The organism is Pseudomonas sp. CG7 (genome assembly GCF_023701885.1).
GTDB classification, from domain to species: domain Bacteria; phylum Pseudomonadota; class Gammaproteobacteria; order Pseudomonadales; family Pseudomonadaceae; genus Aquipseudomonas; species Aquipseudomonas zanjanensis.
Genome location: NZ_JABAEE010000013.1, coordinates 1 through 25742, shown reverse-complemented (window position 1 = coordinate 25742; position 25742 = coordinate 1). Strand labels below are relative to the sequence as shown.

The window sequence follows — 25742 nt, the reverse complement described above, 5'->3', positions numbered from 1 at the left end:
GCTCATCGCTTTCTGGGGGCCGCTGCGCGACCCAGCGGGAGCAAGCTCCCTCGCCACAGGACCGTGCTGCTCCCAGATACCTTGTGGGTATCCACCATCACTGCAAATTGACCCTCAGCCATCGCGAGCTTGCTCCCAAAGGGTTTTGCGTCGCCTGTCATTTGAAGGTCAGGGCCTCTGGCACATCGACATCCCACGTCACGCCTGGATCGTCCACCGGTACTTCGACCACCTGCGCCCCGGCAAACAATGCCTTGGCGCCACGATCTCCAGTCAACGCCATCAATTTCGGCCCAAACCCACGACCAAATCCCACCGGATGCCCGTACTCCCCTGCCAGGACCGGCACGCTGATCCCATCCTCATGAATCCCCGCCGCCACCTGCTCGATGCTCGACGGCAAGATGAAGGGCATATCGCCCAGCACTATCAGCCAGCCATCAAGATCAGGGCAGGCCTGGACACCCGCGGCGATGCTGTCACCCAGGCCGGGGGAGTCCAGCTCCACGAAATCGCAGCCATAGGCCTGGGCCATGCGTATGGCTTGTGGCCGGTCCTTGCTCGTCACCAACACACGCTTTTCCAGGGAGGCCGGCAGATTCACCAGCACCTGCTCGATCACCGACCGCACGGCGCCGTCACGCCCGGTGCAATCGGCGAGCAATTTATCCTTGTCGGGACCTGCAATCCGGCGGAAACGGCTACCCGCTCCCGCTGCCAGGATGATCACGCCAATCGACTCGCCCATACGTACTCCTTGCCCACGGCTTACAACGGCTTTTTCTGCCGCAACTCCACGCCATTCTTGATGGCCACGATTTCCGCCAGCAACGACAAGGCGATTTCCGCCGGGGTGTGACTGCCGATGTGCAAGCCAATCGGTCCATGCAAGCGTCCAATGGCCTCTGCTGACAAGCCTAGCTGAGCCAGGTTGTCCCGGCGCTTCTGGCTGTTGACCCGCGAACCCAGGGCGCCGACATAAAAAGCCTTGGAGTCCAGCGCCGTGAGCAGCGCCATGTCGTCCAGACGTGGGTCATGGGTCAAGGCCACAATGGCCGTGCGCTCGTCGGTCTGGATGCTCAGCACGGCTTCGTCGGGCATGCCGGAGACGAAGCGCCCATGCTGCTCCTCCCAACCGTAGACGAACTCCTTGCGCGGATCGCAGATCAGCACCTCGAAATCCAGCAGCCGGGCCATTTCCGCCACGTAGCGCGACAGCTGTCCGGCCCCGATCAGCAGCAGCCGCCAACGCGGGCCGTAAATGGCCCGCAACACCTGCCCATCGAACATCAAAGCGTCGGTCTTGCTGGCCGGGGTCAAGACCACGTTGCCGCTGGCGACGGTCAGCTCACGGGCAACGATATCATGGGCCTCGCAACGCTCCAGCAACTGGGCGACCCAATGCGGATCGCCCACCCGCTCTTCGGTCAGGCGCAGCGTGCCACCGCACGGCAGGCCGAAGCGCGCCGCCTCTTCGCGAGTACCGCCATAGGTGATCAGTTGCACCGGCGGACCGTCCGCCGGAATGCGGCCGTCGTGCAACCGGGCGATCAGGTCATCCTCGACACAACCGCCCGACACCGAACCAATCACCACGCCATCTTCACGCAGCGCCAGCATCGCCCCCGGCGGCCTGGGCGCGGTGCCCCAGGTCTGGACCACGGTGAACAACACCACCCGCTGCCCGGCGCGACGCCATTCAAGCACGCTGCGCAAGACATTCAGATCGACGCTGTCCATCAGGCCTTGGCCTGTTGCCAGCCTTGCAGCTGATAGCGCACAGGCAGGTTACGGATACGCTTGCCCGTGGCGGCGAAGATCGCGTTGCACAAGGCTGGCGCAATCGGCGGCACGCCCGGCTCGCCGACACCGCCCAACGGCACCTCGCCCGGCGGCGTGACCAGATGCACCGCCACTTCCTTGGGCGCCAGGGACATGCGCGCGATTTCATACATATGGAAGTTGTCCTGCTGCACCTTGCCGTCCTTGAAGCTGATCTCGCCCACCATCGCATTGCCCAGGCCCATGACACAGGCGCCTTCGAACTGTGAGCGGATGCGTTCGGGGTTGATCTGCGGACCGCAGTCCACGGCGATGTCCGCCTTGTGCACGATCACCGTGCCGTCATCCTTGACCTCGACTTCAATCGCCGCCGCCACGTAGGTGACGAAGCTGTAATGCACCGCCAGCCCCAACCCTCGGCCCTTGGGCAACTCGCGCCCCCAACCGGCCGCCTTCGCAGCGGTTTCCAGCACCGTGCGGATTCGCGCCGTATCGATCGGATAACGCGCGGGGGATTCGCCGTAGTTCCAACTGTCATTGAGGCTATTCGGATCGATATTGCGGTCCGGGCCCAGCAGCTTGAGGTGGTACTTCAGCGGATCCTGGCCGGCCTTGTGGGCCAACTCGTCAATGAAGCTCTGGATCGCAAAACCATGGGGAATGTTCGACACCGAGCGGTACCAGCCCACCCGGGTGTGGGCCACCGCCTCGGGGTTTTCCAGGCGCAGGTTGGGAATGGCGTAGGCCATGTTGGTCACGCCCATGCCCACTTCGAACGGCGCCTCGTGGGTCATGCCCGGTGCAAACAATGCGGTGATGGTCGGGGCCACCGTGCGATGCAGCCAACCGGAAGGCATGCCGTCCTTGTTCAAGCCAGCCTTCAGGTATTCGGCCGACACGGTGTGGAAATACGAGTGGTGAATATCGTCCTCACGGGTCCACTGCACGCGTACGGCCTGGCCGGGAAATTCCTTGGCGAGCACCGCCGCTTCGACGACAAAATCGGGTTTCGACTTGCGTCCGAAACCGCCGCCCAACAAGGTGATATTCACCGTGACCTTCTCGAAAGGAATGCCCAGGCGTTCAGCGACGCGTTCACGAGTGACCTGCGGCGCCTGGCTCGGTGCCCAGGCCTCGCATTGGCCATCCTTGAACCGAGCGACGGCAACCATCGGCTCCATAGGCGATTGCGACAGGTGCGGCAAGTAATACGATGCCTCCCATGTCGAATCAGCCTTGGCCAGCGCATCGTCGAGGTCGCCGCTGCTGCGCACGACTTTTCCCGGCTTGAGGGCCGCCGCTTCCAACTCCTTGCGATAGGCAATGGAGTCGTAGCCGGCATTCGGGCCGTCGTCCCACTGGATCTTCAGGGCCTCGCGGCCCTTGATCGCCGCCCAGGTGTTCTTCGCCACCACCGCCACACCGCCCAACGGCTGGAACTCCGAGGGCAGCGGTCGCCCTTCAATCGACACCACCTTGACCACGCCCGGCCCCTTCAACGCCGCGCTGCTGTCCACGCTCTTGACCTTGCCGCCATAGACCGGCGGACGCGCGATGACGGCATAGAGCATGCCCTCGAAATGCACGTCAGCCCCGAAGACTGCGCGACCGTTGACGATGTCCGCGCCATCGATGGCCCGGCTCGCTTCCTTGCCGATATAGCGGAACTCGGAGGGTTGTTTGAGACGCAAGCTGTCACGGGCCGGCACCGGCAAGGCGCTCGCGGCAGCGGCCAACTCGCCATAGCCCAGTTCGCGCCCCGAAGGCTGGTGCACCACTTTATGCAGCTGGGCACGGCATTCGCCTACTGGCACCTTCCACTGCGCAGCGGCGGCCAGTTCCAGCATGGTCCGGGCGGCGGCCCCGCAACGGCGCATCGGCTCGTACCAGTGACGCATGCTGCGCGAGCCGTCAGTGTCCTGGTTGCCGAAACGCGCTTCATCGGCCGGCGCTTGCTTGACCTTGACGAGTGCCCAGTCGGCCTCCAGCTCATCGGCCACGACCATGCTCAGGCTGGTGCGCACGCCCTGGCCCATTTCCGAACGGTTGCAGATCACGGTCACGCTGCCATCGGCGGCAATGCTCACATAGACCTTGGGATCGTCGACCGCGCCATGGGGCATGCCCTCGGCGCCGAATTTCTTCTCTTCGGCAAAGGCATCCGGCAGGCCCCACGTGGCCGCCAGCACCAGCACACCGGTGGCGCTCGCGCCCTTGAGGAAACCACGACGGCTGAGGTTGCTCAGCACGAAATCATCGGGCAAGCGGCTCATGCCTTGGCCTCCTTCAGGTGAGTGGAGGCTTGGCGGATCGCGGTCTTGATCCGGTTGTAGGTGCCGCAACGGCAGAGGTTGCCGACCATGGCTTCCTCGATCTGCTCATCGCTCGGGTTGGGGTTGGTCTTGAGCAGCGCCGTGGCGGACATGATCTGCCCGCCCTGGCAGTAACCACATTGGGCCACAGCGGTATCGAGCCAGGCCTTCTGGACGACTTGCCCGACCGGATCGGCGTGAAGCCCGTCGATGGTGCTGATGGGCTGCCCTTTCACCGAGCCGATCGGCGTGATGCAGCTGCGCGCCGGGGCACCGTCGATGTGGATGGTGCAGGCGCCGCACAGGCCCATGCCGCAGCCGAATTTGGTGCCGTTGTAACCGGCCACATCCCGGATAGCCCACAGCAGCGGCATGTCCTCGGTCACATCCAGTTGATGGTCTTTTCCATTGAGTTTCAGGGTAATCATGGGCACGCCCGCACAGTGATCGAATGATGGGGTCGAGCAATCTGCCGCTGGGTTAGCGGTTCGGTTCGCGCAGACTGGCTCAGGCTGATCAGGCTCTCTTATGCAAGCGCACGCAGGCGTCTGCATCGGGCCTTTTGGATGCGATGGTCGCATCGTCAGGAGGCTAAATTAACCCAGGATCAAGCAAAACGCCCTGCACAATCCTGCACAAATGATCGTGCGCAGGGTGTGCAGGGCGTTTTTTCAGGCGATTGCGAGAAGGCCGCTCAGTACCGATTGGGTTCCATTTCCAGCTCGACCTGGAAACATTCGGCAATGTCTTTCTGGATGCGCAGGGCCAGGTCCAACAATTGCGGGCCGGTAGCGTTGCCGTAGTTGACCAGCACCAACGCCTGCAACTTGTGCACCCCGGCATCGCCCTCGCGAAAACCCTTCCAGCCGGCCCGTTCGATCAGCCAGCCAGCAGCGATTTTCTTCTGCCCGCCAGGCTGTGGATAAGCCACCAGGTCGGGGTATTGCTGCTTGAGATGCGTCACGTGCGCGGCCGGCACCAGCGGGTTCTTGAAGAAGCTGCCGGCATTGCCCAGCACGGCCGGGTCGGGGAGTTTTTCGCTGCGGATGCTGCAAATGGCCCGGCTCACATCCGTCGGCGTCGGCTGATCGATGCCCTGCTCGGTCAATCGCTGGCGGACCGGGCCATACTCCAAGTGCAAGTGCGCAGCGCGACTGAGGGCGAAACGCACCCGCAGGATCAACCAGCGCCCGGCCTGTTGCTTGAACAGGCTGTCACGGTAGGCGAAACGGCATTCTTCGAGGGTGAACTCGTGCAATTCGCCGGTCTGGCGATCCAGCGCGGTGAGGCCAGCGAAGACATCCTTGATCTCCACACCGTAGGCGCCGATGTTTTGCATCGGTGCCGCGCCTACAGTACCGGGAATCAGGCTGAGGTTTTCCAGGCCCGACCAGCCTTGCGCCAGCGTGTGCTGGACGAAGGGATGCCAGGGTTCCCCGGCTTCGGCCTCGACCACCACCCGCTCGCCGTCATCGCTGAGCAGGCGGATCCCCTGGCTGGCCATGCGCACCACCAAGGCGTCGATGTCGCCGGTCAGCAGCAGGTTGCTGCCGCCGCCGATCACCAGCAACGGTACGACATGCTCGCTGGCGTAGTCCAGCGCCTGGCGTACATCGGCGTCGCTGTGGGCTTCGGCGAACAAGCGGGCGCTGACGTCCACGCCAAAACTGTTGAAGGGCTTGAGGCTGACGCCCGCCCGCACCTGCAAGGTCATAACCGCCCCTTCAATTCGATCACCAGGCGATCCGTGGCGCGCTCGATCAAGTCCAGCACCTGCTCGAAGCCCTGCTCGCCGTCGTAGTACGGGTCCGGCACATCGTCGAGTTCGGCTTCGTAGCGCCGCAGGAACAGATCCAGCTCGGCCCTGCCCTTCGCCGGTTGCAGGGCCTGGAGGTTGCGCAGGTTGCTGCTGTCCATCGCCAGGAGCAGGTCGTAGGCGGCAAAGTCGGCGCGCGTCACTTGTTGCGCGCGCTGGGCCGACAAGTCGTAGCCACGCCGCAGGGCGGCGGCCTGGCTGCGCTTGTCCGGGGCCTTGCCGACATGCCAGTCACCGGTGCCGGCGGAAGCGACTTCCACCTGCCCGGCCAGCCCGGCCTCGCGCAGCTTGTGGCGCAAGATGCCTTCGGCGGTGGGCGAGCGGCAGATATTGCCGAGGCAGACGAACAGGACCCGCATCAGGCCTCCAGCAGGCGACGAACGCGCTCGAGGTCTTCGGCGGTGTCGACACCGGTCGGCGGGGCGATCAACGCATCGGCGACATGGATCCGCACGCCATGCCACAAGGCCCGCAGTTGTTCCAGCGCTTCAGTGTTTTCCAGCCAGCACGGGCCCCAGGTGACGAAGTCCTGGAGGAAACCGGCGCGGTAGGCGTAAATGCCGATGTGACGGCGGTACGGCACGCCTTCTGGCAGCACGTCGCGGTCTTGGGCGAAGGCATCCCGCGCCCAGGGCAACGTCGCACGGCTGAAGGTCAATGCCAGGCCATTGAGGTCGCTGACCACCTTGACCACGTTGGGGTTGAACAAGGTCTGCACATCCTCGATCGGCTCGGCCAGGGTGGCCATGCGCGCTTCGGTGTGGGCCGCGAGGTTGGCGGCGACCTGATCGATCACGCTCGGCGGGATCAACGGCTCGTCACCTTGCACATTGACGACGATCGCGTCGGCGGCCAGACCAAGCTTCGCCGCGACTTCCGCCAGGCGATCGGTGCCGGAATTATGGTCTTCGCGCGTCAGTACGACCTCGGCGCCAAAGCCCTTGCAGGCCTCGACGATGCGCGCATCGTCAGTCGCCACCACGACGCGCTGGGCGTTGCTTTTGCAGGCCTGTTCCCAGACATGCTGGATCATCGGCTTGCCGGCAATCGACAGCAGCGGCTTGCCGGGCAGGCGCGTCGAGGCAAAGCGCGACGGAATGACAACGGTAAAGGCGGTAGTCATTTATCCAGGCGCTCGTCGGTGGTCAGGGTACGGGCTTCGCTTTCGAGCATCACCGGGATGCCGTCGCGAAGCGGGTAAGCCAGGCCGGCGCCCTTGCTGATCAGTTCGGTCTTGTCGGCGCTGAGCTTGAGCGGGCCTTTGCAGACCGGGCAGGCCAGAATATCGAGCAGTTTGGTGTCCATGGAATTCCCTTGGGTAAAAGGTGTTAAGGCAAGAGCCGATCCGGCAACAGGCGCATCAACTGCGTATCGAACCAGGCCGCGAAGGCCGGCGACGGCACGGCATCCACCGCCAGGTACCACCAGGCGGGCGCGGCGAAGGCACGGCATTTGACCGCGTCTTTTTCCGTCATGACCACCGGCAGGGATGGCGTGAAATTCAAGGCCTGGGCGCTGTATTCCGCATGGTCGGCAAACCCGTGCGGTATGGGCCGCCAGTGTAGCGTTTCGAGGGTCTTGAAGAAACGCTGGGGATTGCCGATGCCGGCCACGGCGTGCAAGGCCTGGCCGGATGGAAAATGGTCGAGGGGACGGCGCTCGCCGCTCGCCAGGTTCACCAGTTCGGTGGGACGCAGTTGGAAGGCGAAGCCGTCTTCGCGGTCGGCACTGGCACCGTTGTACAGCACGGCGTCGACCGATTGCAGGCGCTCCACTGGCTCGCGCAATGGCCCGGCGGGCAGGCAACGTCGGTTGCCGAGGCCGCGGGCGCTGTCGATCAGCACCAGCTCAAGGTCCCGGGCCAATCGATAATGCTGCATGCCATCGTCGGACAGGATCAGGTCCAGCGGTTCGCTCTCCAGCAGCGCCTGGACCGCGCGACTGCGATCGGGGTCGATCATCAGCGGCACGCCCGTGCGCTGGACGATCAACAGCGGCTCGTCCCCCGCGACATCGGCGCCCTGCTCGGCCGCGACCCGCCACGGCAGTTGCGGCGGCTTGGCACCATAGCCCCGGCTGACCACCCCGACCCGCAGGCCACTGCGCTGGCAGTGCTGGATCAGCCACAGGATCAACGGCGTCTTGCCGGTGCCCCCAACAGTGATATTGCCCACCACCACCAACGGCACGGGCGGCTGGGAGATCAGGCCTTCACCTGCCAGGAAACGCTCGCGCTTGCCCACCACCACCCGCCGGTACAACCACTCCAGTGGGCGCAGCAGGGTCAGGGCCGGGTGACCGTCATACCACGCGGCAAGCAATCGATCGGACATGGCCATCAGGGTGCCGGAGCCGCCTCGACCGTGGTCATGCGCAGATGGCTGAAACCAAGCTTGCCGGCCGCGTCCATGGCGGTGATCACCGATTGATGAGGGGTCTTGCCGTCGGCGCTGATGGACAGCGGCAGGCTGGTGTCGCCGCCAGACTCTTTCTGCAAGGCCTCGATCAGGCTCGCCAGGTCGCTCTTGGGCAGCAATTGGTTGTTCACCGAAAACGCCCCTTCGGCGCTGATAGTGACTTCCAGGTTCTTGAGTTGCTGGTCTTCGGCCGGCGAGCCGCTGACGGCTTCCGGCAATTCAACCTTGAGCTGGGTTTCCCGGGTGAACGTGGTGGTCACGACGAAAAACAGCAGCAGGATGAACACCACGTCGATCAGCGACGCAAGGTTGATCTCGATGTTTTCCCGGGGCTTGCGGCGGAATTTCACTTCTTGCCCCCAGCCAGGTCCACGTCACGATCACCCTGCACCACCTCGACCAGCTTGATGGCTTCCTGCTCCATGCCCACCACCAACTCGTCGACGCGGCGTTGCAGGAATCGATGGAAGAACACCGCCGGAATACCGACCATCAGGCCAGCGGCGGTGGTGATCAGGGCCTTGGAAATCCCCCCCGCCAGTACTGCGGCGTTGGTGGTCATGCCGGAACCGGTAAATGCGCTGAAGATGTCGATCATGCCCAACACCGTACCCAGCAGGCCCAGCAGCGGGGACATGGCGGCGATGGTGCCCAGGGTATTGATGTAGCGCTCCAGTTCATGGATGACCCGGGCGGCGGCCTCCTCGATGCACTCCTTCATGATCTCGCGACCATGCTTGGAGTTCGCCAGGCCAGCCGCGAGGACTTCCCCCAGCGGCGAACTGGCCCGCAGCTCCTTGAGCTTGTCCTTGTTCAGCTGCTTGTCCTTGATCCAGACCCAGACCTGCCCGAGCAGATGCTCCGGCGTCACGCGGCTGGCCCGCAGGGTCCACAGGCGTTCGGCAACGATACCCAGTGCCGCGATGGAACTCAGAATGATCGGCAACATCATCCAGCCGCCGGATTTGACCAATTCCCACACAGTGACTGCCCCCTCGAAAAAGTGCGCCACTTTATCACACAGACTCGCCTTGCAGACCCGCTCCGCCGATAAGCGCATCCGCCGATTGCCCTGGATCAATGTTGCCGCGGTGGCCCGACGCCGGGCGGATCGCGCCAGTAGCGTCGGTGCCCGGCCTCGGTGCGCGGCAACTCGAACGCGCCCAGTTGCAGACGAATGGCACCCTGCTCGGCGCTGTCGTAAATCGCCAGGCCCGAGCGGCGGTACCGGGCCATCACTTGGGGATGGGGATGACCGAACGCGTTGCCCTGCCCTCGGGAGATCAGCACCGAATGCGGCTTGAGGCGCGACAGCAAGGCCATCGACGACGAGCTGCGGCTGCCGTGATGAGGCGCGGCCAGCCACTGGATCGGCAGCGCCAAGGCTTCGTCGAGCAGGGCGCGCTCGGCGTGGGTGTCGATATCGCCGGTCAGCAGCAGGCGTTCGCCGCCGGCCTCCACCAGCAGCACGCAGGACTTCTGGTTGCTTTCGACGGCAGAGGCCCACCGCCACAGCTCGACCCCGACGCCATCCCACTCCCAACGCCTGCCGCTGTCGCAAGGCCCAGCCTGCAATTGCTCAGGCAGCGCGTCGGGATCGCCACTGATCACTTCCATCGTCGGCAGTCCCTTGCGCACGGCGCGGGCGCCGCCGGCATGATCGGCGTCTGCATGGCTGAGGAGCATCAGGTCCAAGCCATGCACGCCGAGTTTACGCAAGGTCGGCAGCACGACACGTTCGCCCACATCGGCCTCGCCAAAACGCGGCCCGGCGTCGTAAAGCAAGGTGTGATGCCGGGTGCGTACCAGCACCGCCAGTCCTTGGCCGACGTCCAGTTGCCAGACCTCGGCGTGCCCTGGCGGCAGGTTCTCTCGCGGCGGGAACACCATCAGCAAGACCATCGGCCACCCCAGCAAGCGCAGCGGCACCCCTTTGGGCAATAGCAGCAAAAAAGCCCCCAGGGCGGCGATACCCAAGGCCCAGGACGGGACCGCAACCGGCACCCAGGCGGGCACTCGCCCGGCCACCACCGCCAGCCCCCTGAACAGCAGATCGAGTAAACCGCCGGCGATCCACAGCAGCCCTTCACCGATGAGCGGCACCGGCAACAACGCCGTGCCGAGCAGCGCCGGCGGCAAGACCAGCAGGCTGATCCACGGCACCGCGATCAAGTTCACCAGCGGTCCGCTGAGGCTGACCGGCAAGCCCACGATCAACAGCAGCGGACACAGGCCGAGCGCAACCAGCCACTGGGCTCGGGTCCAGGTTTGCCACCAGCGCCAGGGCCCCAGGCGAGCACCAAAGGTGAACATCAAGATGGCGACGGCCGCGAACGACAACCAAAATCCCGGCCGCAGGCTGGCGAGCGGGTCGAACACCAGCACCCCGGCGAAGGCCAGTAGCCAAGCCCACCAGGGATCAGGCTGCTTGAAGCGCAAGCGCCACAACAACACCAGGCCGATCATCGCGCAGGCCCGTCGCACCGGCACCTCGAACCCGGCGAGCAAGCCGTAGCCCAGGGCGGCGCAAAAGGCCAGCGCACAGGCCCAAGGCAACCACGCGAGCCCCGCCGGCCAAAGGCCATAACGCGCCGCGCCGGCCACCAGCAGGTACACCCGGCCGGCAAGCAGGCCGATGTGTTGCCCGGAAATTACCAGCAAATGAACGGTGCCGGTGTCCTGCAACACCTGCCAATCCTCGCGACTCAGCCCGCCACCGTCACCCAGGACCAATGCCGCCAGCGCACCGGAGCGGCCGTAGGCATCGACCTGTGCCAGCGCCTGGCGCACCTCGTCACGCCAGGCGCCCCGGGCCGCTTGCAGGAGACGCCCTTGCTTGATCGTCCCGGTCGCGCCGATACCCCGGCTCAACAACCAGGCGGCATAATCGAAGCCGTGCGGGTTCAGCAACCCGGCGGGTCGCTTGAGCTTCACTGCCAATCGCCAGCGTTCGCCGCTGTTGATGGGCGGGCCACCAAACCAGGCGAGGCGCAGCGTGTTCGGTATCCGGGTACGACGTGATTGGACAGCGGCCAGTTCGAAGCGCACCACGCCGTCGCCCTGTTGCGGCAAACCGACGACGCGCCCTTCGACCCAGCGTGTTTCTCCGTCCAGGGTAGCGGGGAACCGGTCGTCCCGCGCCCCCTGCGCCGACAGGCAGGCCCAGGCCAGCCCGAACAGGAAAAAACCCAGCGGGTAGGTTCGAAACGGCAACACCATCAACGCCAGCAGCGGCATGGCTGCAACCAGCCACAACGGCGGCAGTGCCGGTAAAAAAATCGGGGCCACCAGCCCCAGTGCAAGCGCGACTAATCCTGTGCGCATAACCCGTCCTTGAGAGTGCCCCCTTCAGGCATAGACGGTTCGCGGCACCGCTGGCGTTATCAATTGTCACAAAGTCTGAATCTGCCAGCCGTAGAATCCAGACATACTTGCGGCTTTAATTGCGTTGAACCGACCGAGAAGCCTTATGCCCCGGCGCCTATTCAAACGTTACATGCCAGACCCAGAAAGCATTCGGGAACATAAGTCCTTACGTTTTCTCGGTACCCTGCTGCACGATCCCAATCTTTGGCACCTCAATCGGCACTCAGTGGCCCGGGCGATGGCCGTTGGCCTGTTCGCCGCGTTCCTGCCGATCCCGTTGCAGATGTTGCTGGCCGCGGCGCTGGCCGTTACGGTGCGCGGCAATATGCCGATTGCGGTGAGCCTGGTGTGGCTGACCAACCCGATCACCATGCCGGCGGTGTTTTTCTGCACCTACCAGACCGGCGCCTGGCTGATGGACGTACCCGCCCGGACGCTGCCCGAAGAACTGACCTGGGAATGGATCAGCGGCCAGTTGTCCACCTTGTGGCAACCGTTCCTGCTGGGCTCGGTGGTGACCGGCCTGGTGCTCGGCGCCCTGGCCTACTTCGTCACCATGAGTTATTGGCGCTGGTGGGTGGCGCGGCAGTGGCGGCGGCGCAAGAAAAGCCGGATGTGAGATGCACAAAGGCCTCCTGGGAATGGAGGCCTTTTTTGTGGTGCATTGACTGCCCCCCTGTGGGAGCGAGCTTGCTCGCGAAAGCGGTGGGTCAGCTTGCATCGGTGTTGGATGTACCGCCGCCATCGCGAGCAAGCTCGCTCCCACACTGGATCTCTAGTGAACACAAATCTTGTGCCCTCCCACAGGGGAGATCGGGGTCAGGTCCGCATCCCGCGCCCGCTGACCAGCAACCGCGCGCAACCGATGTAGAGCACCACGGTCGCCACCAGCATGAAGGAGATGGCGATGCTGATCTTGATGTCCGACACACCGAGGATGCCGTAGCGAAAGGCGTTGACCATGTGCAGCACCGGGTTGGCCAGGGACACGGTCTGCCAGAACGGCGGCAGCAGGGAGATCGAGTAGAACACCCCGCCCAGGTAGGTCAGCGGCGTGAGCACGAACGTCGGGATGATGGAGATGTCATCGAAGTTGCGCGCAAACACGGCATTGATGAAACCCAGCAGCGAAAAGATCGTGGCCGTGAGCACCACCACCAAGACCGTCACCCCCAAGTGATGCACCTGCAGATCGGTGAAGAACAACGACAGCAGCGTCACGATCAGGCCCACCGCCAGGCCGCGCAGCACGCCGCCCAAGGTGTAGCCAACGAGGATCGTATGGGGCGACACCGGCGACACCATCAACTCTTCGATCGAGCGCTGGAACTTGCTGCCGAAGAAGCTCGATACGACGTTGCCGTAGGAGTTGGTGATCACCGACATCATGATCAGCCCCGGCACGATGTAGTCCATGTACGTGAAGCCACCCATGTCGCCGATCTGCCGGCCGATCAGGTTACCGAAGATCACGAAGTACAGGACCATGGTGATGGCCGGCGGCAGCAGCGTCTGCGGCCAGATCCGCATGAAGCGGCGGACTTCACGGTAGACGATGGTATTGAGGGCGATGAGGTTGGGGCGCAGTTCGGAACTCATGCTCATACCGCCACCTTCGCCAGATTTTTCTCCACCAGGGACACGAACAACTCCTCGAGGCGATTGGTTTTGTTGCGCAAGCTCAGCACTTCAATGTTTTGCAGGGCCAGTTGGGTGAACAAGCCTGTGATGCCCGCGGCTTTGTCCACTTGCACTTCCAGGGTGTGGCTGTCCACCAGGCGAGCCGGATAACCGATGAGCTGGGGCGCGGTCGCCAGGTCGCCTTTCAGGTCCAGCAGGAAGGTCTCCACATGCAGTTGGCTGAGCAACTGGCGCATGCTGGTGTTCTCGACAATGGTGCCGTGGTCGATGATGCCGATGTTGCGGCACAACTGCTCAGCCTCTTCCAGATAGTGGGTGGTGAGGATGATGGTGATGCCTTTCTGGTTCAGCTCGGTCAGGAAGCTCCACATCGAACGACGCAGCTCGATGTCCACGCCAGCGGTCGGCTCGTCGAGGATCAGCAGGCGCGGCTCATGCACCAACGCGCGGGCGATCATCAGTCGACGTTTCATGCCGCCGGACAGCGAGCGGGACGGCACGTCACGCTTGTCCCACAGGCCCAGTTGGGTCAGGTACTGCTCGGCGCGCTCGTTGGCGATCTTCGGCGGGATGCCGTAGTAACCGGCCTGGGTCACGACGATGTCGAAGGTCTTTTCGAACTGGTTGAAATTGAACTCCTGGGGCACCACGCCGATGCAACGCTTGAGGGCGGCGGGCTCGCGATCCAGGTCGTGACCAAAGACATTCACCGTGCCGCTGGTCTTGTTCACCAGGGTGGAAAGAATGCCGATGGTGGTGGATTTGCCGGCACCGTTAGGGCCGAGCAAGGCGAAGAAATCACCTTCGGCGACATCCAGATCGATACCACTCAGGGCCTGGAAACCGTTGCCGTAGGTTTTGGTTAACTGCCGGATGGACAGAGCGGAACTCATATCGGATTACGCACCAAGAAGGGAGGGAAGAAAAGAATAGATAAGGGCGGGCGGCGAGCAATACAACCACGGCGCACGAAGGCAATGGTGCTTGGCGTCGCCGCACAAGTACAGTCAAGTGTGTCGATAGTAAGTATTAAGTCAACGCGGTCATGACGGCCTTGCGGTAGGCCGTACGCTCCTGCAACCGCGCGTACCAGGCCTGCACACCAGGCCGCTCGGCGCGCTGGATGGGCATCTCGAACCAGGCATAAATGAAACTGCCCAGGGGAATGTCGCCCATGCCGATTTCATCACCCGACAGGTAAGGTTGCTCGCTCAAGGTCTGCTCGACCATCGCCAGCAAGTCGTCACATTCCTGGATCGCCGCATCGATGGCCGCCCAGTCCTGTTGTTCGGCCGGGGTACGCAAGACGCCCCAGAACACCGTGCGAAACGGTGCGGCAAAGCTGGATGTGGTCCAGTCCATCCACTTCTCAGCCTGGGCCCGTGCCTGCACGTCAGCCGGATACCAGGCCGAGCCCGACGCATGGCGCGCCGCCAGGTAGCGCACGATGGTGTTGGATTCCCAAAGTACGAAGCCGTCGTCTTCGATCATCGGCACGCGGCCGTTGGGGTTTTTCGCACGGTACTCGGGCGTGTCCACCACACCGAATGCCCCGCCGGCATCGATGGCCTCGTAGGCCAGCCCCAACTCTTCTGCGCACCACAACGCCTTGCGCACATTCGATGAATTTTTCCGGCCCCATATCTTCAGCATCACGGCGTCCTCGATGGATAAATGCCGCAGCAGCATACGCCGGATCAGGCGCGACTCAAATCGCCCTGCATGTCGCCGAGCAAGAGCGGCACCTGCTCGCCGAACAGGTGCGGATAGCATTTTTCCAGGTGTTCGAAGAAGAAGGCCTCGGGCACATCGGCGAACTGGCCGTGCTCGGTGACGTACTCCATCAGCTTCGCCCCTTGCCGATTGAACGGGTGGAAGACGCTGTCGTGGCGACCGTCGAACTCCAGCGGGGCCACATCGAACAACTCGCACAACCCCTGGTTGAAAGCCGGCGTGGCCTTGACCCAGCGGTCGTTCAGGTACAGCTCGGTATAACCGTGCATGGCATACACGTCGCTCCTGAGCAATTCCAGCAGGCGCGGCGTAGACAGGTGATTACGGACGTCCGCCAGGCCAATACGCGCCGGGATGCCGCAATGCCGGGCACAGCCGGCCAGCAAGGTGGCCTTGGGCACGCAATAGCTTTCGCCGGCCATCAACGCGTAACTGCCCCGCAGGGTCTCCGGGTCACGGCTGAAGGTGTAGGGGTTGTAGCGCACCGCCTCGCGCACGGCGTAATACAGGCTGACCGCCTGGGCCAGCGGGTCGCGATCGGCGCCGCGGTGGGTTTCGGCGAAGTCGATGACCGCGGGGTGGTCGCTGTCGGTGAAGCGGCTGGGGTTCAGGTATTGCTGCATAAAAGGAAGACCTCTTGGGAAAATCACCGCTGGTATGCCGAACCCGATCCTTGTGGCGAGGGAGCTTGCTCCCGCTGGGATGCGTAGTGAGCTGCCCCCAGCTTTTACGGTTGCTGCGCAACCGAGCGGGAGCAAGCGCCCTCGCCACAGTAAGTGTCTTCACCACAAGGGTTGGTGTATTGGCATCGGGAAAACACGAGTCTATCCACAGCCCCAGCCCAGCGATAACGGCATTCCGGCCAAACAATGGCGTTTTCTCACTTTGATATCGAACGAATTCCCACGGCTCTTGCCAACCAGACTGGCGCAATGAACCCAGGGTTTCCCACGAAATCAATCACATCGCGCTGACCGCCGGTTTTGCAGATGCCGTCTAAGCTCTGAAGGTCGGTTTTGCCTTGGTTCACGGAGGATTACATATGCTGTTGTTGTGGATACTGGTCTTGGTCGTCGGGATCGCCTGGCTGGCGCATCGGCGCACCGACCCGCTGCCCGCGCTGGGTATCGTCGCGGTCTACCTGTTGGCCATGGGCATTTTCAGCCATGCGCCCGGCTGGCTGCTGCTGATCCTCTGGGTGGCGCTCGCGGCTGTCGCGGCCCCGCTGCTGCTACCGGACCTGCGCCGCAAATATTTCAGTGCGCCGATGTTCGACTGGTTCCAGAAAACCCTGCCGCCCATGTCCGAGACCGAGCGCGACGCCATCGATGCCGGTACGGTGTGGTGGGACGGCGAACTGTTCAGCGGCCGCCCGGACTGGGACTTGTTGCTGTCTTACCCCAAGGTGCGACTGACCGAGGAAGAGCAGGCGTTCCTCGACGGCCCCACCGAAGCACTCTGCGCGATGGTCAGCGACTGGCAGATCGGCCAAGCCATGGACCTGCCACCTGAAGCCTGGGCCCATATCAAGGAGCACGGGTTCTTCGCGCTAATCATCCCCAAGGAATATGGTGGCAAGGGTTTCTCCGCCTATGCCCACTCCCAGGTGGCGATGAAACTGGCCACCCGCAGCGGCGACCTGGCCTCCACCGTCATGGTCCCCAACTCCCTCGGCCCGGCGGAACTGCTGCTGCACTACGGCACCGACGAACAACGCGACCACTACCTGCCGCGACTGGCCCGTGGCGACGATATTCCCTGCTTCGCCCTGACCGGGCCGCTGGCCGGCTCCGACGCCGGAGCCATGCCCGACACCGGCATCATCTGCAAGGGTGAATGGGAGGGCCAGGAAACCCTCGGCCTGCGCCTGAACTGGGAAAAGCGCTACATCACCCTCGGCCCGGTGGCCACCCTCTTGGGCCTGGCATTCAAGGCGTATGACCCCGACCACCTGCTGGGTGACGAAGAGGACCTGGGCATCAGCCTCGCCTTGATTCCCACCGACACCCCTGGTGTGCACATCGGCCGCCGTCACCTGCCCCTCGGCGCCGCGTTCATGAACGGGCCGAACTGGGGCAAGGACGTGTTCATCCCGCTGGACTTCCTGATTGGTGGCCAGGCCATGCTCGGCAAGGGCTGGATGATGCTGATGAACTGCCTGTCGGTCGGACGCTCGATTTCCCTGCCGGCGGTGGGCACCGGTGCAGCGAAGTTCACCAGCCTGGTAACGGGCCAGTACGCCCAGGTGCGCGAGCAGTTCAACGTACCGTTGTCGGCATTCGAAGGCATCCAGGAAGCCATGGCGCGCATCGGCGGCAATGCCTGGATGATGGATGCGGCACGCATGCTGACCGCCAACGCGGTGGACCTGGGGGAAAAACCCTCGGTGCTGTCGGCCATTCTCAAGTACCACCTGACCGAACGCGGTCGCGAGTGCATCAGCCACGCCATGGACGTGCATGGTGGCAAGGGCATCATCATGGGCCCGAACAATTACCTGGGTCGCAGTTGGCAAGGTGCGCCGATCTTCATCACGGTCGAAGGCGCGAACATTCTGTCGCGCAACCTGATGATCTTCGGCCAGGGCGCCATTCGCTGCCATCCGTTCGTGCTCAAGGAAATGGCCTTGGCGACCCGTGAAGACAAGGACCAGGCACTGGTCGAGTTCGATGCCTTGTTGCTCAAGCACATCGGTTTCGCAGTCAGCAACGCCGCCAGCACCCTGGTGCTCAACTTGGGCCTGGGGCATTTCGAGAGAGCACCCGGCAATGCCTTGAGCCAGGGTTATTTTCGCGCCCTCAACCGCCAGGCAGCGGCATTCGCCCTTCTGGCAGACCTGAGCATGATGCTGCTGGGCGGCGAGCTCAAACGCCGCGAACGCCTGTCGGCCCGCTTGGGCGATGTCTTGAGCAACCTGTACCTGGCGTCCGCCGCGCTCAAGCGTTATCACGACCTCGATTCGCCGGAGCACATGGCGCCGCTGTTCAACTGGGCCATGGAGGAAAGCCTCGGCCAGGCGGAACGCGCGCTGGACGAACTGCTGGGCAACTTTCCGAACCGGGTGCTGGGTTGCTTGTTGCGCCTGGTGGTGTTCCCCTTCGGTCGTCGTCACAAAGGCCCGAGCGACAGGCTCGACGCCGAGGTGGCCGCGGTCATTGGCCGACCCAAGGGTGACCCGACCCTCGAAGAGTTGTTGCGAGGTTGCTATCGTCCGCAATCGACCGACGACCCGGTGGGCGCCCTGCAACACGCCGCCGATCTGCTGGCGGCCGCCCATCCGCTGCACAAGAAACTGCACGGAGCGCTCAAGCAGGGCCAGCTCAACCCCGCACCAGGCGAACCCCTCATCGATGCGGCGCTGGAAGCCGGTGTGCTGCAAGCCGGCGAAGCGCAGACCTTGCGCGCGGCCGAGGCGGCGCGGCGCAAGGTCATCGATGTGGATGATTTCGATAAGGATGAGCTGACACTGGCGCAGGACAAGGTCCGTTGACGCTGGCGGCCAGGTACGCTCGCCAGCTATAGCTCTTTACCTACAAAAGCGGGCGCAAGGGCTTTATACTCCTGCGCCCGTTTTGCTCTTGAGGACTTATCTCGTGTCCAACATCGTTGCCGATCACCTTATCTTGCTTGACCATTTGCGCAGCATCCTGGTCGCCGTGGGTGAGGCCGAACAGGTGCCCGAAGAAAGCCACGCCTTGTTCCTGGAGCGCTTCGACGAATTGCGCGCGCAACTGCCCGTCGACCCGATCGAAAGCCAGTACCTGGGTCAGGACCTGCTGTGCCAGGTAATCGTCCGTTATCCACAGATCGCCCACCTGGTGCCTCGCGACCTGCTCTGGTACTTCGCCGGTGACTGCCTGCACTACATGCCCGACGAAGAAATCGCCCTGTACCAAGCCCTGGAAGAGCGTCGTTTCGAAGCCGAGCAGAACGACGAGCCTTTCGACTGGAACCAGGAAAAGCAATTGCTGGCGATGTCGGACCAGGACAGCAAGCACTGATAACGACCCGTCATGCAAAAGGCCCGCACGGTTAACCCTGCGGGCCTTTTTTTGTCTGGGCAAAGTGTGTTGCCTGGACGGGCCTCATCGCGAGCAAGCTCGCTCCCACAGGGGGCTGTAGCGGACATGAACTCCTATGATCAACGCAACCAGTGTAGGAGCGAGCTTGCTCGCGATGGCGCCCGTCAGAACAACCCATCACTCTCCGGCAACTCATAGTGCGCCGCGACCTTGCCGGACCGACTCCCTGTGCCCACTTTGTTCAAGGTCGGCTCCTTCGCGAGGCACTCCACCAGATAATCAATGAACACCCGCAGCTTCGGCGGCAGGTAGCGGGTCGGCGAATGCAGCAACCACAAGCCACCGTGGTAGGAAGCCAGGAACGTCCAGTCAGCCAGCACCTGCACGATCAACCCCTGTTCCAAGGCATGTCGGGCGGTAAAATACGGCAGGCTACCGATGCCGATGTGCTGCAAAACCGCCCCCAACCGCACGCCCGTGTGATTGGCCGCATAGCGTCCGCGCACGGCTACGGTGACGGCCTTGCTGCCCTTCTTGAATTTCCAGCGCGCATCGTTCGGGGTTTCTCCCAGGTAAACGCAGCTGTGCTCCAGCAGATCGTGGGGATGCATGGGAACACCGTGTTCCGCCAGGTATTGCGGCGTGGCGCAGAGCAAGTGGTCAATGGTCAGCAATTGGCGCCCCACCAGCCCGGCCGGCGGTTGATCGGTAATCCGGATGGCCAGGTCGACATGATCATCGATCAAGTCAACCTGTCGATCTTCCAGGAACAGCTCCACATCGACCTTGGGATAACGGCGCAAGAATTCAGGCATGTGCGGATGAATCACGAAACGCCCCACTGCCATGGGCACACTGACGCGGATACGTCCTTGCGCTTCCTGGGTGAACTGGCCGCTGATTTCCATCACCGCCCGAGCGGCGGCGACCATTTCCTGGCAGCGCTTGAACACCTCTTCCCCGCCATCGCTCAAACGCAACTTGCGGGTGGTGCGCTGCAACTTTCGGGTCGCCAGGGCTTTCTCCAGGCGGGAAATGCTGCGGCTGATGGCCGACGGCGATGAGCCTGATTGACGGGCCGCTTCGGAAAAACTGCCGGTCTCCACGACCTTGACGAAGATGGCCATTTCGGCAAGCAACGGCAACGGTAGATTTGTGCTCATGGCGCAACAGTCCTTTGAAATTCGAACGGATTATCACCCTTTTACACGCTACCTATAATCCCGTCACAATTTCTGGATGTGGGTATGGACCATGACGCTTCGCCTCTTTTTCCACAGCGATGACCTCAAGGCCAACGTGGAAGTCCTGGAATGCAGCCCCCAGGAGAATGAATATGCCGTGGTGCTGCGCGCCACCCTGTTCCACCCCCAGGGCGGCGGCCAGCCTTGCGACACTGGCTGGATAGGTGAAAGCCAGGTCATGCGCGTCATTCAGGACGGGCAGCAGATCATTCATTACGTCGACCGTCCGATAGCCCCGGGCATGGTCGCGATCCGCGTGGATGAACAGCGGCGGTTGCTCAATTCACGCCTGCACTCGGCCGGGCATCTGATCGGGCATTTCGCCGAAAGCCGTGGCTGGAAGCCGATCAAGGCCCACCACTGGCCCGGAGAAAGCCGCGTACAGTTCCAGCCCGGCGAACACTTTGAGGAGCTGGATGTATCGATCATCCAACAGGGCATCGATGTATGGATCGCCGCGGACCTGCCGCGCCTGATCGCACTTCGCCAAGGCACCCGGGAAGTCGGCTTCGGTGAGCTGGCGGCTTATGGCTGCGGCGGCACCCATGTCAGGCGGCTGCAAGAGCTGGGAGCCGTCACCATCGCCTCGCTTTCACAAAAGAAAGGAATGTTGTCAGTTCACTACCACGTGGCCTGATATTCAGCCTTGCGGCCAGGAATTGCTCGCAAGCCCCTCCCCCTATTCAGACGGACCTGTCTCATGATGCTTGATGTTGAGCACCTCGATCAGTGGTGTATCAAGAAATTGATAGATGGCGAAGTGCTCGCTGTGCGCTTGAAAAACTTTCTGTCGGAATCATTGGCCATTGAAATTGGTAACAAGATCCTTGCCCCCGGTTTCGAAGGTTATATCAACGCCCCCAGCATCGGGCGCATCGGCATGGCTTTCTATGAGGCCGAGAATCAGCCACCACTGATGGAAGACTACTTCCGCCAGGCCGGTCGCAATATCGTCGAGCTGCGCAACCGTTGTGCACCGTATTCCTCGCCAGTCGACACCTTGCGCTGCATGCTCGACGAAACCTGGCCAGCAGGGGCGCACCTGGAAAGCCTTTACGGCCGAAAGATGTACGTAGGCCTGTCTCGTGTAGTGAAACCCGGCGTGTGTTTCCTGGCCCATCACGATATTTTCGCCAAGGACGCGCCCGACAGTTTCCAGGCCCACAGCCTGCAAGCCCAGTTCGCCTGCAACCTCTATCTCAACATGCCCTCCGAAGGCGGCGCACTGCAGATATGGGATAAGCACGTCTCCCCAGAGCTGTTCGATGAAATGCGCGGCGACAGCTACGGCATAGACCCCGCCCTGCTCGGCCGCCCGACCCTGGAAGTACGACCGCAACCCGGCGACTTCATCATGTTCAACTCGCGATACATGCATTCGGTCAGCCCCGGTGTGGCCGCCCCACGCCTGAGCCTTTCGTTTTTTGTCGGTTATCGCGGCGATTCCTCGCCCCTGACCTTTTGGAGTTGAAATGCTATCCAACTACCTTGGCGAATTTCTGACCCTGGCTACCCTCCACTTTCTCGCGGTGGTCGCGCCCGGTCCGGATTTCGCCGTGACGATTCGCCAGAGCGTTCGCTTCGGTCGCTGGGTCGGGATCTGCACGGCACTGGGCATAGGTGCTGGCATTTCGGTGCATGTCCTCTACACCTTGCTCGGCGTCGGTGCGCTGATGCATACCACCGCGTGGTTGCTGACGGCGGCCAAGATCGTGGGCGGAGCATACATTATCTACTTGGGCATCAGCCTGCTGCGCAGCCAACCCAAGTCCTCCCTTGAAAACCAGCAGGACAACGAACAGGCCATCGCCCGACAAACGCCCTTTAAAGCTTTTGTCACCGGCTTCCTGACCAACGCCACCAACCCCAAGGCCACGCTGTTCTTCCTGGCGATTTTCACCACGTTGATCAGCGCGACGACGCCGCTGCAAATCCAGGCATTGTATGGGGTCTGGATGTGCTTGGTGAACGCACTGTGGTTCGTCGTCGTGGCGCTGTTTTTTTCCAGCGCAAAGGTGCGGGAGGTATTCCTGCGCATGGGCCATTGGTTCGAGCGGACCATGGGAGTCGTACTGATTCTGTTTGCCGGCCGGCTGATCCTTTCCATGTGAATACGTCAACCGAAAACCGCAAGAAAAGACAGATTATTGACGCGAATTTTGTCTGCCTTTCCCACCCGTCAGCTTTTAGTCATTTTTTTGTCCCGAGGCGTGGCGCTTTGCCATGCTTGAACTACCGTCAAACACAAGCGAGGACGGGGTCGGTAAAAAGTGCCTCAAACGCCCTGATCGATACCGTCACTGCCCTCGACAATCCCGGAGATCCCGGGGCTCAGAAAGGTTGTTCGCAAGCTGCCTGTCGTTCAGTCGGGCCGGTGTAATGCGCCCGTTGCTGGTAGCGACGAGGTCTGACGCCGGCATTGACTAAATAAGCTGGCGAGATGAAAAGGGGCAGCCCGGGCCTCTTAAGTGATCCGAGGCATCAGGCAAGCCTAGGGAAGGCCTCTCCATCGAGGATCACTTCATGACCCAGCGCACCGCACCCGTTTTAAAACATTTCATTCACGGCCTGTTCTGGATGAGTCTTGGCCTGGAGGCGGCTCAGGCCGCAACGGCAAACTGTTCGCAACTGGACAGCTTGCCGGCGACCTTCGAGGTTGGCCAAGGGCTCCAGAGCGAACTGCGCATCCTTGCCCCCGTGACGAAACTGGCCGTCGGCGACCCGAAAATCGCCGATGTGCAACCCAGTGGCAGCGATGCCTTCATTCTCACGGGCCTGGCGCCCGGCGCCACCAGCCTGATGGTCTGGACCGACTGTTCGAAAATACCGCGCCAGAGCATGGTCTTTGTCAGAGGCCGGGCCACTGAGGCGCTGACGAGCGCTGCGAGCATGCCTTCCGAAGACCCGATGCTGCTCGCCCAGGTACAGACCGACATCCGTTTCGTGGAAGTCAGCCGGACCAAGCTCAAGGAAGCCTCGACCTCGATTTTCGGCACCCGCGGCAATTTCCTGTTCGGTTCGCCAAGGACCTTGCCCACCATCGGCGGTGTGGTCCGGCCTTCATTGCCGGTCAATAACGACATGTTCAACCTGTCGTTCGCCACCGGTAAGACCCTGTTGATGATCAACGCCCTGGAAGGCAGCGGTTTCGCCTACACACTGGCGCGGCCCAGCCTGGTGGCCCTCAGCGGGCAGAGTGCGAGTTTCCTGGCCGGCGGCGAAGTGCCGATCCCGGTGCCCAGTGCCGGCAGCGACAACGTGTCCATCGAGTACAAGGAGTTCGGCATCCGCCTGACCCTGACCCCCACCGTCATCGGCAAGAATCGCATCGTCTTGAAGGTGGCGCCGGAGGTCAGTGAGCTGGACTTCACCAACGCCGTGAACATCGCCGGGACATTGGTACCCGCCCTCACGGTACGCCGCACCGATACCAGCATCGCCCTGGCCGATGGCGAAAGTTTTGTCATCAGCGGCCTGATCAGCACCCGTAACAGCTCCCAGGTGAACAAGTTTCCAGGGCTGGGCGACGTGCCGATTCTCGGCGCGTTCTTTCGTGACAATTCCATCAACCGCGAAGAACGCGAACTGCTGATGATCGTCACCCCACACCTGGTCCAACCCTTGGCAGCCAACGCGCAACTGCCGAGCTTGCCCGGCGAGCAATTGCGCAATTACGACCCGAACTTCTATCGCATGTACTTCCTTGAAAGTGGCGAGTTTGACAACCGCAGCGGGCTTTCCCAATGAGCCGGCGCCTGATGTGCAAGGCGTTCGATGTCCAACGGCTCGCCAAGGGGTATTCCATGAAAACAGTGATCGCTTTAACGGCGGCCTTGATGCTTGCCGGCTGCGCCAGCAACGGTGTGGTGGCTTCACGCTCGGCCGATTGTGCCAAGCCCGGGGCCGACCAGGAGTTGGCCCTGAACATGGCGGAAGACATGGCCAACGAGGGCCGTCTATACGCCAGCCTGGCAAACCTCGAACGCTTGCCCGAAGACTTGGTCCAGGTCCGCCTGCGCAAGGCTCGGGTGCTGCGGCTGATGGGCCGCAACGAGGCCGAACCGCTGTATAAAAGCCTGCAGGGGACGTGCCTGGCCGCTGACGGTGAACATGGCCTGGGTCAGCTGGCGGCGGCCAAACAGGACAATGCGGCCGCGACACAATACCTCGAACGCGCCGCGAAAATGGCCCCGACCGAGGGCAAGATCCGCAATGACCTGGGGGTGGTCTACCTCAACCAGCGGCGCATTTCAGAAGCCCGCTTCGAGTTCATGACCGCCATGGAGCTCCAGCAGTCCGACACGCTGGCCGCGATCAACATGGTGACCCTGCTGATTTACCAGGACAACTGGAAGCAGGCTGCCGAGCTCGCCAACATGGCCAAGCTCAGTCCCCGGCAAGTGGCAGATGCCCAGGCCCGTGCGGAAAAAATCAGGGGCTCGGCCCCTCAGGCAGTGACGTCACCCGCCAACCGCCTGACCGAAGTTGTCGATGCTTCAACCGGCGCGGTCAAGTAGAGCGTTACGAGGAGTTCAAGAAATGATGACCAAACAATTGATGATCGTGTGCATGGTGGGCCTGTCCACCGCCGCCTGGGCCATTGAGCCAGGCCCCTCCTCGGCCGCTCAGCAAGGCACCGAGAGCTGGATGCAACTGCAGATTCGCGGCGTGGCGGCGTCCACCCACCTGCAAACCGCCTCGGCCGCCGAACGTGAGATGGCCATGCAGCGTTGGCTCAACAGCTTCAACTATCCGATCCCGGAGTTCTTTGACCAGGACTCGGCAGGAGAAATTACCAGCGGCAAATGAAACACGCTGGAAACGAACACCGCAGCCTTCGACAGTTCCTGCATTTGATCCGATGCAGGGACTGCCGAGGGCTGCGGTCTTTTAGCTTGAGCGGCCGGCAGACCACAGGCCCGCTCCTACAATGGTGCAGAACCGCCGCAAGAAGCCGGGGCCGCTGCGCAGCCCAGCGGGAGCAAGCTCCCTCGCCACAGGTGCGGGGTTTCGATTGGAATGATCAGCAGGCGGGTGTCAGAAAAACCGGTGGTGAACACAAGCCTCATGAACACCCAAGATCACCTGTGGGAGCGAGCTTGCTCGCGAAGGCGGACTGCCATTCAACACTTCACTGACTGACCCACCGCTATCGCGAGCAAGCTCGCTCCCACAATGGTGCAGAGCCGCCTCAAAAAGCCGGGGCCGCTGCACAGCCCAGCGGGAGCAAGCTCCCTCGCCACAGGTGCGGGGTTTCGATTGGAATGATCAGCAGGCGGGTGTCAGAAAAACCGGTGGTGAACACAAGCCTCATGAACACCCAAGATCACCTGTGGGAGATTCTATGGTTGAGGGGAAGCCCTCAAGCCGCTTTTGGTTGGTATTCGCTTTGCCCTTTCAGCAGAGCG

Annotated in this window: 26 protein-coding genes; 9 read left to right on the top strand and 17 right to left on the bottom strand. The window is 62.6% G+C overall.

Features of this window, described 5'->3' with window-relative positions; genetic code table 11:
- Nucleotides 1-157: 157 nt before the first annotated feature.
- From HGO40_RS07725 to HGO40_RS07670, 12 genes are all read right to left on the bottom strand, one after another.
- A complete protein-coding gene (locus HGO40_RS07725; protein ID WP_250962540.1) occupies nucleotides 158-748 on the bottom strand; it encodes a nucleotidyltransferase family protein in 591 nt (196 codons plus the stop codon).
- Between the two features lie 20 nt (nucleotides 749-768).
- Nucleotides 769-1740, bottom strand: coding sequence for an XdhC family protein (locus tag HGO40_RS07720; RefSeq protein WP_250962539.1), 972 nt, complete (start codon nucleotides 1738-1740; stop codon nucleotides 769-771).
- The gene (locus HGO40_RS07715) at nucleotides 1740-4055 is read right to left on the bottom strand and encodes a xanthine dehydrogenase family protein molybdopterin-binding subunit (protein WP_250962538.1); all 2316 of its coding nucleotides are present in this window, start codon (nucleotides 4053-4055) and stop codon (nucleotides 1740-1742) included. Before HGO40_RS07715 ends, HGO40_RS07720 begins: the two co-directional genes overlap by 1 nt.
- Nucleotides 4052-4522 (bottom strand): (2Fe-2S)-binding protein, encoded by a 471-nt coding sequence (locus HGO40_RS07710; RefSeq protein ID WP_250962537.1) that lies wholly within the window; start codon nucleotides 4520-4522, stop codon nucleotides 4052-4054. Before HGO40_RS07710 ends, HGO40_RS07715 begins: the two co-directional genes overlap by 4 nt.
- 266 nt (nucleotides 4523-4788) lie before the next feature.
- On the bottom strand, nucleotides 4789-5808 hold the full coding sequence (murB, locus tag HGO40_RS07705) for a UDP-N-acetylmuramate dehydrogenase (protein ID WP_250962536.1): 1020 nt from the start codon (nucleotides 5806-5808) through the stop codon (nucleotides 4789-4791).
- Nucleotides 5805-6269, bottom strand: a complete 465-nt coding sequence (locus HGO40_RS07700; RefSeq protein WP_250962535.1) for a low molecular weight protein-tyrosine-phosphatase — start codon at nucleotides 6267-6269, stop codon at nucleotides 5805-5807. The genes murB and HGO40_RS07700 overlap by 4 nt, the downstream gene beginning before the upstream one ends.
- Nucleotides 6269-7033, bottom strand: a complete 765-nt coding sequence (kdsB, locus tag HGO40_RS07695) for a 3-deoxy-manno-octulosonate cytidylyltransferase (RefSeq protein WP_186707182.1) — start codon at nucleotides 7031-7033, stop codon at nucleotides 6269-6271. The genes HGO40_RS07700 and kdsB overlap by 1 nt, the downstream gene beginning before the upstream one ends.
- Complete coding sequence (locus HGO40_RS07690; protein ID WP_250962534.1) at nucleotides 7030-7215, bottom strand: Trm112 family protein; 186 nt, start codon at nucleotides 7213-7215, stop codon at nucleotides 7030-7032. Before HGO40_RS07690 ends, kdsB begins: the two co-directional genes overlap by 4 nt.
- 23 nt (nucleotides 7216-7238) lie before the next feature.
- Nucleotides 7239-8249 carry a tetraacyldisaccharide 4'-kinase gene (gene lpxK, locus HGO40_RS07685; RefSeq protein WP_250962533.1) on the bottom strand — a complete coding sequence of 337 codons (1011 nt, stop codon included), beginning with the start codon at nucleotides 8247-8249 and terminating at the stop codon, nucleotides 7239-7241.
- Nucleotides 8249-8677: a flagellar polar localization protein PocB gene (gene pocB / locus HGO40_RS07680; protein WP_250962532.1), complete on the bottom strand. Its 429-nt coding sequence runs from the start codon at nucleotides 8675-8677 to the stop codon at nucleotides 8249-8251. Before pocB ends, lpxK begins: the two co-directional genes overlap by 1 nt.
- A complete protein-coding gene (gene pocA / locus HGO40_RS07675; RefSeq protein WP_024616893.1) occupies nucleotides 8674-9309 on the bottom strand; it encodes a flagellar polar localization protein PocA in 636 nt (211 codons plus the stop codon). Before pocA ends, pocB begins: the two co-directional genes overlap by 4 nt.
- 95 nt (nucleotides 9310-9404) lie before the next feature.
- Nucleotides 9405-11651: a DNA internalization-related competence protein ComEC/Rec2 gene (locus tag HGO40_RS07670; RefSeq protein ID WP_250962531.1), complete on the bottom strand. Its 2247-nt coding sequence runs from the start codon at nucleotides 11649-11651 to the stop codon at nucleotides 9405-9407.
- Between the two features lie 145 nt (nucleotides 11652-11796).
- Between HGO40_RS07670 and HGO40_RS07665 the strand changes: the two genes are divergently transcribed.
- The gene (locus tag HGO40_RS07665; RefSeq protein WP_046063671.1) at nucleotides 11797-12312 is read left to right on the top strand and encodes a DUF2062 domain-containing protein; all 516 of its coding nucleotides are present in this window, start codon (nucleotides 11797-11799) and stop codon (nucleotides 12310-12312) included.
- A gap of 200 nt (nucleotides 12313-12512) precedes the next feature.
- Here the strand turns inward: HGO40_RS07665 and HGO40_RS07660 are convergent, their stop codons facing one another.
- The 4 genes from HGO40_RS07660 to HGO40_RS07645 all read right to left on the bottom strand — a co-directional run bounded on the left by HGO40_RS07660 (nucleotide 12513) and on the right by HGO40_RS07645 (nucleotide 15691).
- On the bottom strand, nucleotides 12513-13292 hold the full coding sequence (locus HGO40_RS07660) for an ABC transporter permease (RefSeq protein ID WP_250962593.1): 780 nt from the start codon (nucleotides 13290-13292) through the stop codon (nucleotides 12513-12515).
- A 2-nt stretch (nucleotides 13293-13294) separates the two neighbouring features.
- Nucleotides 13295-14227 carry an ABC transporter ATP-binding protein gene (locus tag HGO40_RS07655; protein WP_186707178.1) on the bottom strand — a complete coding sequence of 311 codons (933 nt, stop codon included), beginning with the start codon at nucleotides 14225-14227 and terminating at the stop codon, nucleotides 13295-13297.
- A gap of 136 nt (nucleotides 14228-14363) precedes the next feature.
- Nucleotides 14364-14987 carry a glutathione S-transferase family protein gene (locus HGO40_RS07650; protein ID WP_250962530.1) on the bottom strand — a complete coding sequence of 208 codons (624 nt, stop codon included), beginning with the start codon at nucleotides 14985-14987 and terminating at the stop codon, nucleotides 14364-14366.
- 44 nt (nucleotides 14988-15031) lie between these two features.
- The gene (locus tag HGO40_RS07645; protein ID WP_250962529.1) at nucleotides 15032-15691 is read right to left on the bottom strand and encodes a transglutaminase-like domain-containing protein; all 660 of its coding nucleotides are present in this window, start codon (nucleotides 15689-15691) and stop codon (nucleotides 15032-15034) included.
- 419 nt (nucleotides 15692-16110) lie between these two features.
- On the opposite strand from HGO40_RS07645, the gene HGO40_RS07640 reads away from it, so the two are divergent.
- Nucleotides 16111-18558, top strand: a complete 2448-nt coding sequence (locus HGO40_RS07640; RefSeq protein WP_250962528.1) for an acyl-CoA dehydrogenase — start codon at nucleotides 16111-16113, stop codon at nucleotides 18556-18558.
- A gap of 103 nt (nucleotides 18559-18661) precedes the next feature.
- Nucleotides 18662-19069 (top strand): PA2817 family protein, encoded by a 408-nt coding sequence (locus HGO40_RS07635; RefSeq protein WP_186707174.1) that lies wholly within the window; start codon nucleotides 18662-18664, stop codon nucleotides 19067-19069.
- A gap of 185 nt (nucleotides 19070-19254) precedes the next feature.
- Here the strand turns inward: HGO40_RS07635 and HGO40_RS07630 are convergent, their stop codons facing one another.
- Entirely contained in the window at nucleotides 19255-20253 is a 999-nt protein-coding gene (locus HGO40_RS07630; protein WP_250962527.1) for a LysR family transcriptional regulator, read from the bottom strand.
- A gap of 91 nt (nucleotides 20254-20344) precedes the next feature.
- Here HGO40_RS07630 and HGO40_RS07625 point away from each other — a divergent pair, with 91 nt between their 5' ends.
- The 6 genes from HGO40_RS07625 (at nucleotide 20345) to HGO40_RS07600 (ending at nucleotide 25143) form a co-directional block, all read left to right on the top strand.
- Entirely contained in the window at nucleotides 20345-20971 is a 627-nt protein-coding gene (locus HGO40_RS07625) for an alanyl-tRNA editing protein (protein ID WP_250962526.1), read from the top strand.
- A 63-nt stretch (nucleotides 20972-21034) separates the two neighbouring features.
- A complete protein-coding gene (locus HGO40_RS07620) occupies nucleotides 21035-21805 on the top strand; it encodes a 2OG-Fe(II) oxygenase (protein WP_250962525.1) in 771 nt (256 codons plus the stop codon).
- A gap of 1 nt (nucleotide 21806) precedes the next feature.
- Complete coding sequence (locus tag HGO40_RS07615) at nucleotides 21807-22445, top strand: LysE family translocator (RefSeq protein WP_250962524.1); 639 nt, start codon at nucleotides 21807-21809, stop codon at nucleotides 22443-22445.
- A 412-nt stretch (nucleotides 22446-22857) separates the two neighbouring features.
- Entirely contained in the window at nucleotides 22858-24081 is a 1224-nt protein-coding gene (locus tag HGO40_RS07610; protein WP_250962523.1) for a type II and III secretion system protein family protein, read from the top strand.
- Nucleotides 24082-24137: 56 nt separating this feature from the next.
- A complete protein-coding gene (locus tag HGO40_RS07605) occupies nucleotides 24138-24851 on the top strand; it encodes a tetratricopeptide repeat protein (RefSeq protein ID WP_250962522.1) in 714 nt (237 codons plus the stop codon).
- 22 nt (nucleotides 24852-24873) lie between these two features.
- Nucleotides 24874-25143 carry a DUF3613 domain-containing protein gene (locus HGO40_RS07600; protein WP_186707169.1) on the top strand — a complete coding sequence of 90 codons (270 nt, stop codon included), beginning with the start codon at nucleotides 24874-24876 and terminating at the stop codon, nucleotides 25141-25143.
- The last annotated feature ends 599 nt before the right edge of the window (nucleotides 25144-25742 follow it).

Bases quoted from the DNA above. Each gene is read 5' to 3' on its own strand.
- HGO40_RS07725 (WP_250962540.1), bottom strand. From the start codon at position 748: ATGGGCGAGTCGATTGGCGTGATCATCCTGGCAGCGGGAGCGGGTAGC.
- HGO40_RS07720 (WP_250962539.1), bottom strand. From the start codon at position 1,740: ATGGACAGCGTCGATCTGAATGTCTTGCGCAGCGTGCTTGAATGGCGT.
- HGO40_RS07715 (WP_250962538.1), bottom strand. From the start codon at position 4,055: ATGAGCCGCTTGCCCGATGATTTCGTGCTGAGCAACCTCAGCCGTCGT.
- HGO40_RS07710 (WP_250962537.1), bottom strand. From the start codon at position 4,522: ATGATTACCCTGAAACTCAATGGAAAAGACCATCAACTGGATGTGACC.
- murB (WP_250962536.1), bottom strand. From the start codon at position 5,808: ATGACCTTGCAGGTGCGGGCGGGCGTCAGCCTCAAGCCCTTCAACAGT.
- HGO40_RS07700 (WP_250962535.1), bottom strand. From the start codon at position 6,269: ATGCGGGTCCTGTTCGTCTGCCTCGGCAATATCTGCCGCTCGCCCACC.
- kdsB (WP_186707182.1), bottom strand. From the start codon at position 7,033: ATGACTACCGCCTTTACCGTTGTCATTCCGTCGCGCTTTGCCTCGACG.
- HGO40_RS07690 (WP_250962534.1), bottom strand. From the start codon at position 7,215: ATGGACACCAAACTGCTCGATATTCTGGCCTGCCCGGTCTGCAAAGGC.
- lpxK (WP_250962533.1), bottom strand. From the start codon at position 8,249: ATGGCCATGTCCGATCGATTGCTTGCCGCGTGGTATGACGGTCACCCG.
- HGO40_RS07670 (WP_250962531.1), bottom strand. From the start codon at position 11,651: ATGCGCACAGGATTAGTCGCGCTTGCACTGGGGCTGGTGGCCCCGATT.
- HGO40_RS07665 (WP_046063671.1), top strand. From the start codon at position 11,797: ATGCCCCGGCGCCTATTCAAACGTTACATGCCAGACCCAGAAAGCATT.
- HGO40_RS07660 (WP_250962593.1), bottom strand. From the start codon at position 13,292: ATGAGTTCCGAACTGCGCCCCAACCTCATCGCCCTCAATACCATCGTC.
- HGO40_RS07655 (WP_186707178.1), bottom strand. From the start codon at position 14,227: ATGAGTTCCGCTCTGTCCATCCGGCAGTTAACCAAAACCTACGGCAAC.
- HGO40_RS07650 (WP_250962530.1), bottom strand. From the start codon at position 14,987: ATGCTGAAGATATGGGGCCGGAAAAATTCATCGAATGTGCGCAAGGCG.
- HGO40_RS07645 (WP_250962529.1), bottom strand. From the start codon at position 15,691: ATGCAGCAATACCTGAACCCCAGCCGCTTCACCGACAGCGACCACCCC.
- HGO40_RS07640 (WP_250962528.1), top strand. From the start codon at position 16,111: ATGCTGTTGTTGTGGATACTGGTCTTGGTCGTCGGGATCGCCTGGCTG.
- HGO40_RS07630 (WP_250962527.1), bottom strand. From the start codon at position 20,253: ATGAGCACAAATCTACCGTTGCCGTTGCTTGCCGAAATGGCCATCTTC.
- HGO40_RS07625 (WP_250962526.1), top strand. From the start codon at position 20,345: ATGACGCTTCGCCTCTTTTTCCACAGCGATGACCTCAAGGCCAACGTG.
- HGO40_RS07620 (WP_250962525.1), top strand. From the start codon at position 21,035: ATGATGCTTGATGTTGAGCACCTCGATCAGTGGTGTATCAAGAAATTG.
- HGO40_RS07615 (WP_250962524.1), top strand. From the start codon at position 21,807: ATGCTATCCAACTACCTTGGCGAATTTCTGACCCTGGCTACCCTCCAC.
- HGO40_RS07610 (WP_250962523.1), top strand. From the start codon at position 22,858: ATGACCCAGCGCACCGCACCCGTTTTAAAACATTTCATTCACGGCCTG.
- HGO40_RS07605 (WP_250962522.1), top strand. From the start codon at position 24,138: ATGAAAACAGTGATCGCTTTAACGGCGGCCTTGATGCTTGCCGGCTGC.
- HGO40_RS07600 (WP_186707169.1), top strand. From the start codon at position 24,874: ATGATGACCAAACAATTGATGATCGTGTGCATGGTGGGCCTGTCCACC.